The organism is Marisediminitalea lipolytica, assembly GCF_001758465.1.
Taxonomy (GTDB): domain Bacteria; phylum Pseudomonadota; class Gammaproteobacteria; order Enterobacterales; family Alteromonadaceae; genus Alteromonas; species Alteromonas lipolytica.
Map to the genome: position 1 here is coordinate 180,773 of NZ_MJIC01000014.1, position 13,394 is coordinate 194,166.

14 protein-coding genes are annotated in these 13,394 nt (G+C 50.8%); 13 read left to right on the plus strand and 1 reads right to left on the minus strand.

The genetic code is table 11. From position 1 onward, the window contains the following. The first annotated feature begins 112 nt into the window (after nt 1–112). From djlA to mazG, 11 genes are all read left to right on the plus strand, one after another. Complete coding sequence (gene djlA / locus BFC17_RS11825; RefSeq protein WP_083271700.1) at nt 113–949, plus strand: co-chaperone DjlA; 837 nt, start codon at nt 113–115, stop codon at nt 947–949. Continuing rightward, nucleotides 946–1,860: a site-specific tyrosine recombinase XerD gene (gene xerD, locus BFC17_RS11830; protein ID WP_268235992.1), complete on the plus strand. Its 915-nt coding sequence runs from the start codon at nt 946–948 to the stop codon at nt 1,858–1,860. The genes djlA and xerD overlap by 4 nt, the downstream gene beginning before the upstream one ends. A 150-nt stretch (nt 1,861–2,010) precedes the next feature. Then, nucleotides 2,011–2,742 carry a bifunctional protein-disulfide isomerase/oxidoreductase DsbC gene (gene dsbC, locus BFC17_RS11835; protein WP_070176690.1) on the plus strand — a complete coding sequence of 244 codons (732 nt, stop codon included), beginning with the start codon at nt 2,011–2,013 and terminating at the stop codon, nt 2,740–2,742. A 90-nt stretch (nt 2,743–2,832) separates the two neighbouring features. Continuing rightward, nucleotides 2,833–4,557, plus strand: a complete 1,725-nt coding sequence (gene recJ, locus BFC17_RS11840) for a single-stranded-DNA-specific exonuclease RecJ (RefSeq protein WP_070176691.1) — start codon at nt 2,833–2,835, stop codon at nt 4,555–4,557. Between the two features lie 17 nt (nt 4,558–4,574). Further along, nucleotides 4,575–4,844 (plus strand): hypothetical protein, encoded by a 270-nt coding sequence (locus tag BFC17_RS11845; protein ID WP_070176692.1) that lies wholly within the window; start codon nt 4,575–4,577, stop codon nt 4,842–4,844. 8 nt (nt 4,845–4,852) lie between these two features. Continuing rightward, nucleotides 4,853–5,551, plus strand: a complete 699-nt coding sequence (recO, locus tag BFC17_RS11850) for a DNA repair protein RecO (RefSeq protein ID WP_070176693.1) — start codon at nt 4,853–4,855, stop codon at nt 5,549–5,551. Nucleotides 5,552–5,606: 55 nt separating this feature from the next. Next, nucleotides 5,607–6,356: a pyridoxine 5'-phosphate synthase gene (gene pdxJ, locus BFC17_RS11855; protein ID WP_070176694.1), complete on the plus strand. Its 750-nt coding sequence runs from the start codon at nt 5,607–5,609 to the stop codon at nt 6,354–6,356. Nucleotides 6,357–6,370: 14 nt separating this feature from the next. Next, entirely contained in the window at nt 6,371–6,751 is a 381-nt protein-coding gene (gene acpS / locus BFC17_RS11860) for a holo-ACP synthase (RefSeq protein WP_070176695.1), read from the plus strand. A gap of 9 nt (nt 6,752–6,760) precedes the next feature. Further along, complete coding sequence (rlmD, locus tag BFC17_RS11865; protein WP_083271701.1) at nt 6,761–8,119, plus strand: 23S rRNA (uracil(1939)-C(5))-methyltransferase RlmD; 1,359 nt, start codon at nt 6,761–6,763, stop codon at nt 8,117–8,119. 9 nt (nt 8,120–8,128) lie between these two features. Beyond that, on the plus strand, nt 8,129–10,306 hold the full coding sequence (relA, locus tag BFC17_RS11870) for a GTP diphosphokinase (RefSeq protein ID WP_070176696.1): 2,178 nt from the start codon (nt 8,129–8,131) through the stop codon (nt 10,304–10,306). Continuing rightward, a complete protein-coding gene (gene mazG, locus BFC17_RS11875) occupies nt 10,284–11,087 on the plus strand; it encodes a nucleoside triphosphate pyrophosphohydrolase (protein WP_070176697.1) in 804 nt (267 codons plus the stop codon). Before relA ends, mazG begins: the two co-directional genes overlap by 23 nt. Here mazG and BFC17_RS11880 read toward each other — a convergent pair. After that, nucleotides 11,071–12,045, minus strand: a complete 975-nt coding sequence (locus BFC17_RS11880; protein ID WP_139142066.1) for a type 2 periplasmic-binding domain-containing protein — start codon at nt 12,043–12,045, stop codon at nt 11,071–11,073. The genes mazG and BFC17_RS11880 overlap by 17 nt on opposite strands. Before the next feature lie 211 nt (nt 12,046–12,256). Between BFC17_RS11880 and rplM the strand changes: the two genes are divergently transcribed. Next, nucleotides 12,257–12,685, plus strand: a complete 429-nt coding sequence (gene rplM, locus BFC17_RS11885) for a 50S ribosomal protein L13 (protein ID WP_070176699.1) — start codon at nt 12,257–12,259, stop codon at nt 12,683–12,685. A gap of 12 nt (nt 12,686–12,697) precedes the next feature. Beyond that, nucleotides 12,698–13,090 carry a 30S ribosomal protein S9 gene (gene rpsI / locus BFC17_RS11890; RefSeq protein ID WP_070176700.1) on the plus strand — a complete coding sequence of 131 codons (393 nt, stop codon included), beginning with the start codon at nt 12,698–12,700 and terminating at the stop codon, nt 13,088–13,090. The last annotated feature ends 304 nt before the right edge of the window (nt 13,091–13,394 follow it).

Consider the following 13,394-nt stretch of genomic DNA (forward strand, 5'->3'; position numbering starts at 1 on the left):
TCAAGCGAATGCGCATTCGCTATAGTGCGATACGTTAACTATTTGATGGCTGCTTTAATCGGTTGTTTTGCAGAGTAAAGTCAGGTTACATCAAGCTAAACAGGGGGAATTCATGCCGATTTGGGGCAGATTACTGGGTTTTATTTTTGGGCTGATGTTTTTAAAACTGCCGGGCGCGATTCTCGGTTTGTTGGTCGGCTATATGTTCGACAAGGGATACAGTCAGGATTTTGGCCGGATGGGGGGCTTTGGCCGCTTTTTTTCCAGTCAGGATGCCTTACAACAGCAAGCCGTTTTCTTTCACAGCCTGTTTGCCGCCCTCGGTCATCTGGCCAAATCTGACGGTAAAGTGACTGAATCTGAAATCAAAGTTGCCACCAACCTGATGGATGAAATGCAGCTTCAGGGGCAGGCGCGCCAGGAAGCCCAGCAAGCGTTTCGGGAGGGTAAAGCCAGAGATTTTCCGATTGCCGATATCCTTAAACAACTTCACGAGTCCTGCCATGGGCGCAGGGATATATTACAAGTGTTTCTTGAGATCCTGATTCAGGCTGCTTTTGCTGATGGACGTCTGGCGAGTGAAGAATACCGGGTACTCGAAAAAGTCGCTAAAGCGCTGGGTTTTGTGCGCCGTGATTTGGATTACCTGATAGCCCTTTTTGAGGCGGAAGTCAGGTTTCGTGGTCAGCAGAGACGCGGCAACTACCAGCAACAAGGAGGGCAGTCGCAGGGGCCTTCACTGGAAGATGCTTATGCCGTTATCGGTGTGTCTGCCAGCGATGACGAAAAAACCATTAAACGGGCCTACCGTAAGCGGATGTCAGAACATCATCCTGACAAGCTCGCGTCTAAGGGCTTACCCGAACAGGCGATGGAAATTGCTAAAAACAAAGCGCAGGACATTCAGGCTGCCTATGAGTTAATTAAAGAAAGGCGCGGCTTTAAGTGAGTACGCCATTACCCCAGCCAGGCGAGAATGATTTAGATTTAATTGAAACCTTTATCGAGATGTTATGGCTCGAGAAAGGCCTGAGCGATAATACCCAGCAGGGCTATCGTCGTGATTTGTGTCACGTGGCCGGGTTTCTGCGCAATCGTAAGGTGGATTTACTGCGAGCCAGTCTCACTGACATGCAGGATTACCTGATGTGGCGCGAGCAGGCGGGTTTATCGGCGCGCAGTACGCAGCGAAATATCAGCGCGATGCGCCAGTTTTTTCGCTATTTACTGATTCAGCAGCGCCGCGAGGATAACCCGGTGAGCCAGCTGGCGATACCGAAGGCGGCAAAAAAGCTGCCCGATACCCTAAGCGAAGCGGATGTGGAAGCCTTGCTGGATGCCCCTGATTGCGAAGACCCTATTGAATGCCGTGACAAAAGTATGCTGGAAGTCTTATACGCCACTGGTTTACGGGTTAGTGAGCTGACCGGTTTAAGGCTCTCTGAGGTGAGTATACAGCAGGGCCTGGTGCGGGTGATGGGTAAAGGTAACAAAGAACGCCTGGTGCCGCTGGGTGAAAACGCGCTGGATGCGTTGCAGGATTATCTGCAAGGGGCCAGGCCACAATTATTAAAACATCAGACCGATGTGGTGTTTGTTAGCAACCGGGGCGTCCAGATGACCCGCCAGACGTTTTGGCACCGGATTAAGTATTATGCCGTGAAAGCGGGCATTAATTGCCATCTGTCGCCGCATACCCTAAGACACGCTTTTGCTACACACTTACTCAATCACGGTGCGGATTTACGGGTGGTGCAAATGTTATTGGGCCACAGCGACCTCTCAACCACGCAAATTTATACCCATGTTGCTACAGAGAGACTGCAAAACCTTATTGCAGAACACCATCCCAGGGGATAATTTAGCAGCAGGCATCGCCTGTTGCGTTTTTTTTGATACACTAGCATGGAATTTAATGATTAAATTCCGGTCTTACACGTGACAGGGTGTTACAGAGTGAGCGCTTATCGGGCCTCAAAGGCCATAAAGGCGGTTTTCAGGAGTGAGTAAATGAAATTTTTTCTTCGCAGTTTAGCGGTTATGTTAGGTTTGGTGACGGTAACTGCCACAGCAAATGTACTGGCAGATGCCGCCGATAAAGAGAGTGTAAAGTCTAAAATCGAAAACACATTGCAGTGGAAAATAGACGCCATCGCTGACTCTCCGGTAGACGGTTTATTGCAAATCAATACCGAAAACGGATTGTTTTATGTAAGCAACGACGGTACTTACCTGCTGCAGGCCAGAATTTATAATCTGGACGAGCAGATGCGCAACGAAACAGAAAGTGCGCTGGCGCAGGTACGTATTGACGGGCTCAAGCAGTTTGACGATTCATACATCGAATTTAAAGCCGAGAATGAACAGTACGTGGTAACTGTCTTTACCGACACCACCTGTGGTTATTGCCGAAAACTGCACGAACAAATCGCGCAGTACAACGAAGATGGCATCACCGTACGTTATCTTGCTTATCCTCGCGCTGGCTTAAACAGCCCGGTATACCGTCAGATGGTTGCCGTGTGGTGTTCTGATGACCCGAAAAAAGCCATGACCAGCGCTAAAGCGGGCAGCAATGTTACGCCGGCAAGCTGTGCCAATGACGTAGCAGAGCAGTTTAAATTTGGTCGCAAAATTGGCGTAAATGGTACCCCCAATATCGTCCTGAGCGACGGCAGCGTGATCCCTGGCTATCAGCCGCCAGAGCAACTACTGGCTGCGCTTAAGCAAATCGCTGGTTAAGTTTTCAGGATAAACGGGTTGCCATTGGTAGCCCGTTACCATTGTCCCTCATACTCTTCCTTTTTTACTGCAACGAACAATAGCTTTTCTATGGGTTTACACATCAGGCGCCGGCCACTCAGCGACACTTTCGACACTGCAATGCACCCGGTTCTTGAACGGGTTTACCGTGGGCGGCATATTCAGTCTGCGGCGCAATTAAGTATTGGCGCGAGAGATCTTCTCCATTATCGGGATTTGCTTGGCTGTGAGCAGGCGGCTATGCGCATAGCCACAGCAATTATTGCGCATCAGCCAATTACCATTATTGGTGATTTTGATGCCGATGGTGCAACCAGCACAGCACTTTGTTTATTGGCGCTGCGCGAGATGGGGGCCGACGAAGTTGACTATCTGGTGCCTAACCGATTTGATTTCGGTTATGGCTTATCGCCCGAAATTGTTGAAGTGGCGGCTGAGCGCGGCACGCCGTTAATTATTACCGTCGACAACGGTATTTCCTGTCATGCGGGGGTGGAACGCGCTAACGCTTTGGGTATGGAAGTTATTGTTACCGATCACCATTTGCCGGGCGACAAACTCCCACCGGCGGCCGCCATTGTTAACCCTAATCAGCCAGCGTGCACTTTTGCGTCTAAAAACCTGGCAGGCGTTGGCGTGGCCTTTTACCTGATGCTGGCCTTGCGAGCAGAGCTCGAAAGTCGCGGCTGGTTTACCGAACGCGGTGTCGGCGCGCCCAATCTGGCCAACCTGCTGGACATCGTTGCGGTAGGCACCGTCGCTGATGTGGTGGTGCTGGATCAGAATAACCGAATCTTAGTGCATCAGGGGTTACAGCGCATCCGTGCCGGTCGCTGCCGCCCTGGTATAACAGCATTACTGGAAGTCGCTCAGCGCCATGCTTCCCGACTTACCGCCGCTGATTTAGGCTTTGTTATCGGGCCACGTCTTAATGCGGCTGGCCGGCTTGATGATATGGCAGCAGGTATCGAATGTTTGGTGTGTAATGACCCCATGGAAGCCAGAGCAAGGGCTACTGAGCTGGATCGGCTTAATCAGCAGCGCCGTACCATAGAGCAGGAAATGAAACAGCAGGCGCAGGAAACTCTGGCGTCTGTACAACTGGACAGCAGCGCTCCCCCCGATGCCATTGTTTTGTTTGACGAGCAGTTTCATCAGGGGGTTATCGGAATTGTAGCGGGCCGGTTAAAGGACGAATACAAGCGACCGACCATCGTGTTTGCCCGTCAGGATGAGGCTATTATCAAAGGCTCAGCGCGCTCAATCAGCGGCGTGCACATCCGCGATATATTAGAAGCTGTCAGCACCGCTAATCCGGATTTAATTGAAAAATTTGGCGGCCATGCGGCTGCCGCCGGCTTATCCCTGCGGGCGGAAAATTTACCGGCGTTTACCGAACAATTCACCCGTAATGTTAAAGCCGCGCTGGCAGATATCGACGACCCTAACGTTATTCTCAGTGACGGTGAGCTGGCCGCCGAAGTGCTGGACCTGCCGCTGGCACAAACGTTGCGCCAGGCCGGGCCGTTCGGACAAGGTTTTCAGCCGCCGTTGTTTGACGGCACTTTTAATCTTGTGCAGCAGCGTATTGTGGGTGAGCGTCACCTGAAAATGGTGCTGGCACACCCACAAAGCGGTGAAGAATTTGATGCCATCGCCTTTAACATTGACCCGGAAGTCTGGCCAGACAATCGGGTAAAACAGGTTCAACTGGCCTATCAGCTGGATGTGAATTACTTTCGTGGCCGCGAGTCGTTGCAATTGCTGGTGGAAGCACTGGCACCCGCCGACTAACATGACTGGAGCACCCAATGAGCGTGGATAAACTGTTAAAGCGTCATGAAGCGTTAACCCACAGTGAGAACCTCAGGGTGGTCTCCCACGTGCAGCGTCAGGATGGCGACTGGGTCAGACATACCATAATGATAGAAAACATCGACGCTCCTTTTGTGTTTAAGCGTACTCAGGCGTATCAATCGCTGGTAGGCGCGAGGGTCAACATGACCTACTACCGCACGGTGGAAAGTGTCGCTGGGATGGAATTTGAACAAATGAAAGTTGTGCGGATAAAACGGTCCTGAGTCTGCCCATGCAAAATAACTGGCTTAACGCGTTTGTACTGCATCGGCGCCCGTACCGAGAGACCAGTTTTATAGTGGATTTTTTTACTCTGGAACTGGGGCGGGTTAGTGCAGTTGCCCGTGGAGTGAGAAGTGCGAAGTCAGACCGGCGAAGTTTGCTGCAACCTTTTCAGGCACTGCGGGTTCAGCTTAGCGGCAAAGGCGATTTAAAAAACCTGACTCAATTAGAAAGCAATGGCGGATTAACCATGCTCAGCGGCGACGCATTATATTGTGCGCTGTACGTGAATGAACTGACCAACCGGGTGTTGCCCGCCGGGCTTGAAGCTACCGATCTTTATACGTCTTATGCCTCAGCGATTACCGCATTGCAGCAACAAGTCCAGGGTGCTGAATTTACCTTACGGCAGTACGAAATGGCCTTATTGCAGGAGCTTGGTGTAATGCCTGATTTTACCTGTGATGCCGCCAGTGGCGATGCTATTGCAATGCACAGTCATTATGAACTGGTACCGGAACTGGGATTTTGTGCTGTAAAGCTGCCAACCCGGTTCACTTTTAGTGGCGAAGAGCTGCATCGTCTGGCTCAGGGCGAACTGGATGAAACTGCACTCAAAGCGGCCAAGCGCCTGTGCCGACTGGCATTGCACCCGTTTGTTGGCGACAAACCCCTGAAAAGTCGTGAGCTGTTTTTGGCCTCCCGCTGAATCACTGCTACAATACGCGCCACTTCATTTTGTATTGCAATCCAGGACCCTGGGAATGAAAGATATTCTACTTGGCGTTAATATTGACCACATTGCCACTTTACGTAACGCTCGGGGCACCTCTTACCCCGATCCAGTGCATGCGGCAGATATCGCAGAGCGCGCTGGTGCCGATGGCATTACGGTGCATCTGCGCGAGGACCGCCGTCATATCAAAGACCGTGACGTAACCCTGCTGGCGCAAACCATCAATACCCGGTTGAATCTGGAAATGGCCGTTACCGATGAAATGCTGGCGATTGCCGAACAGGTTAAGCCGGTTTTTTGCTGTCTGGTGCCGGAAAAACGCGAAGAACTGACCACTGAAGGCGGGCTGGATGTAGCCGGGAACCTGAGCCGGATTACCGATGCCTGTCAGCGTCTGGCCGAGGCCAATATCCTGGTTTCGTTGTTTATTGATGGTGATGAGCGTCAGTTGGATGCAGCAAAAGCCACGGGCGCACCTTTTATCGAAATTCATACCGGTCATTATGCCGATGCCAGCAGTGAAGCCGAACAACTGCAACACCTGGCGCAAATTCGCCATGGCGTTGAGTACGCGGATAGCCTGGGGCTAAAGGTAAACGCCGGACACGGTCTGCATTATCATAACGTAAAACCTATTGCGGCTATCCCACAGCTGATTGAGCTGAACATTGGCCATGCCATTATTGCCCGCGCAGCCTTTGACGGTTTGCATAAAGCGGTTGCGGATATGCGTAGCCTGATGCAGGAAGCCCGTATGCAGGCTTACCTCGGTAACTAACACCGGAATTCATTATGGCGATTGCTGGGTTGGGTACCGACATTGTCGAAATTGCCCGTTTTGATACTGATAAAGCCGTGCGAGATCGTCTGGCGCGGCGCGTACTGACGCCCGGCGAGTGGCAGTTGTACTGCGAGCACAACCAACCCGAACGCTATCTGGCCAAACGGTTTGCGGCTAAAGAAGCCGCTGTTAAAGCCCTGGGTACGGGGATCGGGCGGGGGATCAGCTGGCAGCATATCCATGTAAGCCATACCGAAGCCGGTGCGCCTGTTTTAAATTTCAGTGGTGAATTTGCTGAGCAGTGCAAGGTTAGAGGGATAGTAAGTGCTCACGTTAGTTTGTCGGATGAGCAACATTATGCGGTTGCCACAGTCATTTTAGAAACCTTGTGAGCGAGGCTAATGGTTAGTATTTATCAGGGCGGCGGAAAAAAACGCGCGGGCACAAAGTCCAGACAATCCCGCCCCAGTAGTATTGCGAGTATCACTATCGACAGTTGGGACCCACGGGGCCGGGGGATCAGCCGTCAGCATCAGCCTGTCTTATTTGTCGACGGCGCATTGCCCGGCGAAACCTGTCAGGTCACGGTCACCGCCAGTAAAAAGCAGCTCTGTGAGGGCAAGGTGACAAAAGTACTCGAGGCAGCACCTCAGCGCCAGCAGCCTTTTTGTCCGGTTTTTTCCCAGTGTGGCGGATGTCAGTTGCAGTATGTGCAACGTGAAGCGGCTGTAAGCTGGCGTCAGCAGGCGCTGGATAGTCAGATTCGACACCAATATGGGCTCGATACGCTGCCCTGGCAACCGCCTGTTTTTAGCCCTGAAGAACAGTACCGGCGCAAGACCCGCCTGGCTATTGATGCCCGCAAAGGTAAGCCATTCAGTCTGGGCTTCCGTAGTGCCAGAAGTGACAGCGTGGTAAATATCAGTCAGTGTCCGGTGCTGGAGCCGGAACTTAACCAGCTGTTGCCCGCTTTACATGCAGTGTTACCTGCGCTTAAGGGGCGCACTGCTATTGGTCATGTCAGCTTGCTGAAGGCCGATAATGGTCTGGGAGTAACCTTGAGGTTTACTCAACCGGCAAGCAGCGAAGACCGGGCCTTGTTAACTGACTTCGCGCGTGAGCATAAGCTTAACTTACGGTTGGATTTTGGTGAACACAGCGAGAGCTTGCACGCGCCGGTTTCCGAGTTGAGGTGCCAAACCGCCGATGGACTCTCGCTGGCGGTGACCACCGAAGATTTTGTTCAGGTTAATGGTGCGGTAAACCTGGCGATGATTGACCAGGCCATACAATGGCTGGCACCTTCTGACGCAGATAAAGTGCTGGATTTGTTCAGCGGCCTGGGTAACTTTTCCCTGCCGCTGGCCAAACGGGTGAGTGAAGTCACGGCCGTTGAAGGGGTCTCCACGATGGTGCAACGGGGAGAGAAAAATGCTCACCAACAAGGCATTAACAACATTCACTGGCGTACTGCTGACCTGAGTAACAGCCAGGAACTCAATAAGCTGGCGGTTAAAAAGTATGACAAAATTCTCCTTGATCCCTCGCGGGAAGGGGCTTTTGCGGTTTGCCAGCAAATTGCCACCAGTAAAGTTACGTCAGTCGTGTATGTATCTTGCAATCCGGCAACTTTTATCCGGGATTTGGGTCCACTACTTAAAGATGGGTGGCAAATTTCGAAAATCGGTTTAATGGAAATGTTTCCATATACCCAGCATATAGAATTGATGGCGCTCATGGAACGCGCCGGCAAAGGGTAAGAGGTTCTTATGGTTTCGACCCGCACAGTGCACGAAGCGCAACGCCCTCCGTTTGAGGAGTGGCTGGCCAGTTTAAATTTGTCTGAGCATACCGCACAGAAGTTGCGTGATATTTCGCACATGCCGGACAAATTACTGGTAGGACAGGAGATGGTGGAAATTCTTCATCAGCTCAACATGGATGATGCCACTTTGCAGGCGGCGTTGGTGTACCCCTATTGCCAGCAACACGAACTCACCGACGAAGAGGTGCTGGAGCAGTTTGGCGGAGAAATTGAACAGCTCATCAGCGGCGTGCGGCGAATGGAAGCCATTCGCATGCTGCACAACCGCAAACAATCGCAAAGTAAGCTCTCAGCGCCCGATGAGCAGCACATTGACAGCATTCGCCGGATGCTGCTGGCGATGGTGGAAGATGTTCGCGCCGTGGTGATCAAAATGGCCGAGCGCATTTGTGCTCTGCAGCAGGTGAAAAAAGCCGACGAAGAAACCCGGGTTATGGTCGCCCGCGAATGCGCCACCATTTATGCGCCGCTGGCTAACCGGTTGGGCATAGGTCAGTTAAAGTGGGAGCTTGAAGACCTCGCATTTCGTTACTTGCACCCGGTGACCTACAAGCAAATTGCCAAACAGCTGGACGGTAAGCGTCGTGAGCGGGCGGAATACATCGATAATATCGTTAACGATTTGCAGGATTTATTAAATAACGAACATATCAAGGCAGAGGTCTACGGTCGTCCCAAGCATATTTACAGCATCTGGAAAAAGATGCAGAAAAAACGCCTGACTTTTGAGCAGCTGTTTGATATCAGGGCTGTACGAATTATCGCCGAACGTTTGCAGGACTGTTATGCGGCGCTGGGGACTGTGCATGCGCACTTCAAACATATCCCCAAAGAGTTTGACGATTATATTGCCACACCCAAACCTAACGGATATCAGTCTATTCACACAGTGATAGTGGGGCCAGAGGGTAAACCGGTCGAAATTCAAATTCGTACACAAAAGATGCATCAGGATGCCGAGCTTGGTGTGGCGGCGCACTGGAAATACAAAGAGGGTAGTACGGGTAAGGTCTCGGGTTACGATGAGCGCATTAACTGGTTACGTAAAATTCTGCAGTGGCAGGAAGAGGTGGCCGAATCCGGCGATCTGGTAGAAGAATTACGCAGTCAGGTGTTTGATGATCGGGTATATGTGTTCACCCCGCGCGGCGATGTTATCGACTTACCCCAAGGGTCCACGCCGGTGGATTTTGCCTATTACATTCACAGTAATGTGGGGCATCGCTGTATCGGCGCTAAAATTAACGGCCGGATAGTGCCTTTTACCTACCAGCTGCAAAGTGGCGATCAGGTAGATATTCTCACCGGTAAAGAGCCTAATCCTTCCCGGGACTGGATGCACCCTGGCTTAGGTTATGTTCATTCTTCCCGTGCCCGGGCAACGATTCACAGTTTCTTTAAAAAGCAGGATAAAGAAAAGAACCAGCAGGCCGGTAAAGAACTGTTGGAAAGAGAACTGCATCGGGCTGGTATTCCGCCCAAAATGGCCAGCGATGCCTGTGCACGCTTTAATGTTAACGGCATAGATGAACTGCATTCAGCCATTGGTGCTGGTGACATCCGCGTCATGTCGGTGGTCAATCACCTGCAACAATTGCTGGCACCGCCGCCGCAAGAAGAACTCAGCCCCAAACTGAAAACCCGCAAGGCTGCCCGTGGCAAGAACAAGCCTGACAGCGTTGTGGTACAGGGCGTGGGTAATCTGATGAGTCAGCTGGCCAATTGTTGTCACCCGGTACCGGGCGATCACATTCTTGGTTATATCACGCAGGGGCGCGGCGTTAGTGTGCACAAGGAAAGCTGTGAGCAGTTACAAAACCTGCTTAACCAGCATCCGGAGCGACAAATTGAGGTTAACTGGTCAGAAGATCTCAGTGTTGGCTACGAAGCCAATCTGGATATCGAATGTAATGACCGCACCGGATTGTTGCGTGATATCACCACTGTACTGGCTAATGAAGGCGTCGCCCTGCTGGGTGTGAATAGTTTAAGTGATAAGAAAAATCACACGGCGTTAATTTCTGTTTCGGTAGAAGTGCTGGACCTTGAAGCTCTGAACAGACTGACTACCCGTTTACGTCAGTTAAAGGACGTGATTGATGTTCGCCGCAAAGCCCACTAATCCGGCAGCCGCGCTGGAACGTTTGTTGGTGGTGATGGCGCGACTGCGGGACCCTGAAAAAGGTTGTCCCTGGGACGTAAAGCAAACCATGCAGTCGCTGACCCGCTACACCATAGAAGAAGCCTACGAGGCGGTGGATGCTATTGAGCGGGGCGCTCCTGAAGAAATTAAGGATGAGCTGGGCGATTTGCTGTTTCAGATTGTGTTTTATGCGCAAGTCGGTAAAGAGCAGGACAGTTTTGACTTTACTGATATCGCCAACGCTATCAGTGACAAAATGGTGCGGCGTCATCCCCATGTTTTTGCCGACAGGCAAACCGACGAAAGCCAGTTATCAACGCAGTGGGAAGCGATTAAAGCCACTGAAAAAACAGCCCAGTCAAACGCATTACTCGATAGCGTGCCGCGGGGTTTGCCCGCGTTAATGTATGCTCAGAAAATACAGAAAAAGTGCGCCACGGTAGGCTTCGACTGGCCGTCGGTAACACCGGTGGCGGATAAAGTACGTGAGGAAGTGGCTGAAATTCAGGCCGAACTGGATGCGCCGGAACGCGACCAGCAGGCGCTGGAAGCCGAGATAGGCGATGCGCTGTTTGCCATGGTTAATCTGGCTCGTCATTGTAACGTTGACGCAGACGCCGCACTACGACGCGCCAGCCAGAAGTTTGCCCGCCGCTTTGCAACGGTAGAAGCCATGGCCATTGGCCAAAAGGGCAGCTTAACCGGGCATTCACTGGATGAACTGGAGCAACTCTGGCAACAGGTTAAGAGCCAGGAGTAACGGCCTCTTTGCCAAGCTTGTCGATGAGATATTTCTCCATAGGCCCCGGGTCAATGGCCCATAATGGCTCAGCAAAGGTGATGGTGAGAGCCGGGTTGTCCAGCTCAAACACTTTTCGGGATTTGTCGGTGACCAGTGACATCGCCCTGCGGTGATTTTCGTGTTTGTAAAAATACTCTTTTAACTCACCGTTTTGCAGCATGCGGAGCAAGCCGGTCTCAATACGCCGGACCAATTGTGGGTACTCAGGTGAAACAAAAAAGTATTCGTAGTTGGGATAATGCAGCATAAGGTTATCTTCCAGCCGGATGTTCTTATCTGCATGGCGTTCCAGGTCTTTGGTGACTTCAATGACATTTCTCGGGAAATAATCAACCAAACCCCGCTGAACGGCAATAAACATACTGGTAAACCAAAGGCTCCAGGGCTCGCCCTCCACTTTAAATCCGTTGTATTGGAGCACGTTTAAATCGGGCCAGTCTGCCCCTTGCACGCCAAGAAAAGACTGCAACTGTTCAAGACTGATTTCCCGGGGATAGTTAGCCTGTTTGTATTTGTGGATTACCAGCACCCGGTACCCCGCAAGCCCTTGTAGGAGCGGAAAACGCACCGGCAACAGTTGTTTTTCCCGTTCGTCGGAGGTGGCACTCCACATCACTTGCCCCTCACCACTTTTTAACTTCATGATTTGCCGGGCCTGAGACATGGGGTGGGGATGGGGCATGGCCTCGGCCTCTCCAAATTCGGGGGTGAGCTGCAGCGCACGCTGTAAAATTTGCGCGTGATAATAATCGTAGTGCTCGTCTGCAAAGGCGCGGGTAAAAATAACCTGTTCAGGGACGGCCTGTGCAGATAAGCTGGTGAAAATGCTCGGAATGAGCCAAAACAAAATAGAAAATGCTTTCATATACAACAAAATAAGGACAATTTCGTTGTTAAAGTTAGTTGATGAATTCACTTTCAGCCAATTTATTTTTTTGCCAATTTAGGGGTATGCTTTTTGTGCAAATGCTGTATAATTCGCGCCCTGCCCAGTTACACCCACCTGTGGGAAGGTGGAAGAATCAATGGACTCGAAGGGGTCACAAGATTGATTTTAGGTGGTTTAAAGGCCTCATTTGAGACTTTTAACCAAGTAACGACGAATATTTTTCGGGTGAATTTTAAAAATGAAAACTTTTGTTGCAAAGCCAGAAACGGTTGTACGTGACTGGTATGTGGTAGACGCCACAGACAAAACTCTTGGTCGCTTGGCTTCAGAAATCGCACTGCGTTTACGTGGTAAGCATAAGCCTGAGTACACTCCGCACGTTGATGCTGGTGACTACATCGTAGTAATCAACGCGGAAAAGATCGCTGTAACTGGTAACAAAGCGAAGGACAAAATGTACTACGCTCACACTGGTTACCCAGGTGGTCTGAAAGAAACTAACTTTGAGAAATTAATCGCTCACAAGCCAGAAATGGTGCTTGAAAAAGCGGTTAAAGGTATGCTTCCTAAAGGTCCTCTGGGCCGCGCTATGTTCCGCAAACTGAAAGTTTACGCGGGTACCGAGCACAAGCACACTGCACAACAACCTCAAGTTTTGGACATTTAAGGAGCTTATCACATGGCAGATACTCAATATTACGGCACTGGCCGTCGCAAAAGTTCTACTGCTCGTGTATTCCTGCGTCCAGGCTCAGGAAACATCACAGTAAACTCACGTGCTCTTGACGAGTACTTTGGTCGTGAAACCGAGTGCATGGTTGTTCGTCAGCCACTGGAACTGGTAGAAATGACTGAAAAGTTTGACCTGTACATCACTGTTAAAGGTGGTGGTTCTAACGGTCAGGCTGGTGCTATCCGTCACGGTATTACCCGTGCACTGATGGAATATGACGAAACACTGCGTCCAGCACTGCGTAAAGCTGGCTTCGTTACCCGTGACGCTCGTCGCGTTGAACGTAAGAAAGTGGGTCTTCATAAAGCACGTAAGAAACCACAATTCTCAAAACGTTAATACGTTTTTGGATTGCAAAAACCCGGTTTATACCGGGTTTTTTTATGCCTGTAATTGCGTCTGATTTCGTTTATTAAAAAATCACCTCAGGCAGGCTTGCTGGTTTGTGATAAATAAATGTAAATAATTTGTATGCGCCCGCCAACCTTACTACGACTTTCGTCTCAAGCCGGTTATCCAAGCTGATTTGGCGCAAATATTTATCCAGTTAATACCAGTAATTCCTTGTGTTTTGAGGGGGTTTTCTTTTATCATTTTCGGTCGAAAATTATGACAATCTTTCGTGCCGGAAAGCAGCATTATG

What these genes read in the sequence shown, in the direction of transcription:
- djlA (WP_083271700.1), top strand. Translation starts at nt 113, where the DNA reads ATGCCGATTTGGGGCAGATTACTGGGTTTTATTTTTGGGCTGATGTTT.
- dsbC (WP_070176690.1), top strand. Translation starts at nt 2,011, where the DNA reads ATGAAATTTTTTCTTCGCAGTTTAGCGGTTATGTTAGGTTTGGTGACG.
- recJ (WP_070176691.1), top strand. Translation starts at nt 2,833, where the DNA reads ATGGGTTTACACATCAGGCGCCGGCCACTCAGCGACACTTTCGACACT.
- BFC17_RS11845 (WP_070176692.1), top strand. Translation starts at nt 4,575, where the DNA reads ATGAGCGTGGATAAACTGTTAAAGCGTCATGAAGCGTTAACCCACAGT.
- recO (WP_070176693.1), top strand. Translation starts at nt 4,853, where the DNA reads ATGCAAAATAACTGGCTTAACGCGTTTGTACTGCATCGGCGCCCGTAC.
- pdxJ (WP_070176694.1), top strand. Translation starts at nt 5,607, where the DNA reads ATGAAAGATATTCTACTTGGCGTTAATATTGACCACATTGCCACTTTA.
- acpS (WP_070176695.1), top strand. Translation starts at nt 6,371, where the DNA reads ATGGCGATTGCTGGGTTGGGTACCGACATTGTCGAAATTGCCCGTTTT.
- rlmD (WP_083271701.1), top strand. Translation starts at nt 6,761, where the DNA reads ATGGTTAGTATTTATCAGGGCGGCGGAAAAAAACGCGCGGGCACAAAG.
- relA (WP_070176696.1), top strand. Translation starts at nt 8,129, where the DNA reads ATGGTTTCGACCCGCACAGTGCACGAAGCGCAACGCCCTCCGTTTGAG.
- mazG (WP_070176697.1), top strand. Translation starts at nt 10,284, where the DNA reads ATGTTCGCCGCAAAGCCCACTAATCCGGCAGCCGCGCTGGAACGTTTG.
- rplM (WP_070176699.1), top strand. Translation starts at nt 12,257, where the DNA reads ATGAAAACTTTTGTTGCAAAGCCAGAAACGGTTGTACGTGACTGGTAT.
- rpsI (WP_070176700.1), top strand. Translation starts at nt 12,698, where the DNA reads ATGGCAGATACTCAATATTACGGCACTGGCCGTCGCAAAAGTTCTACT.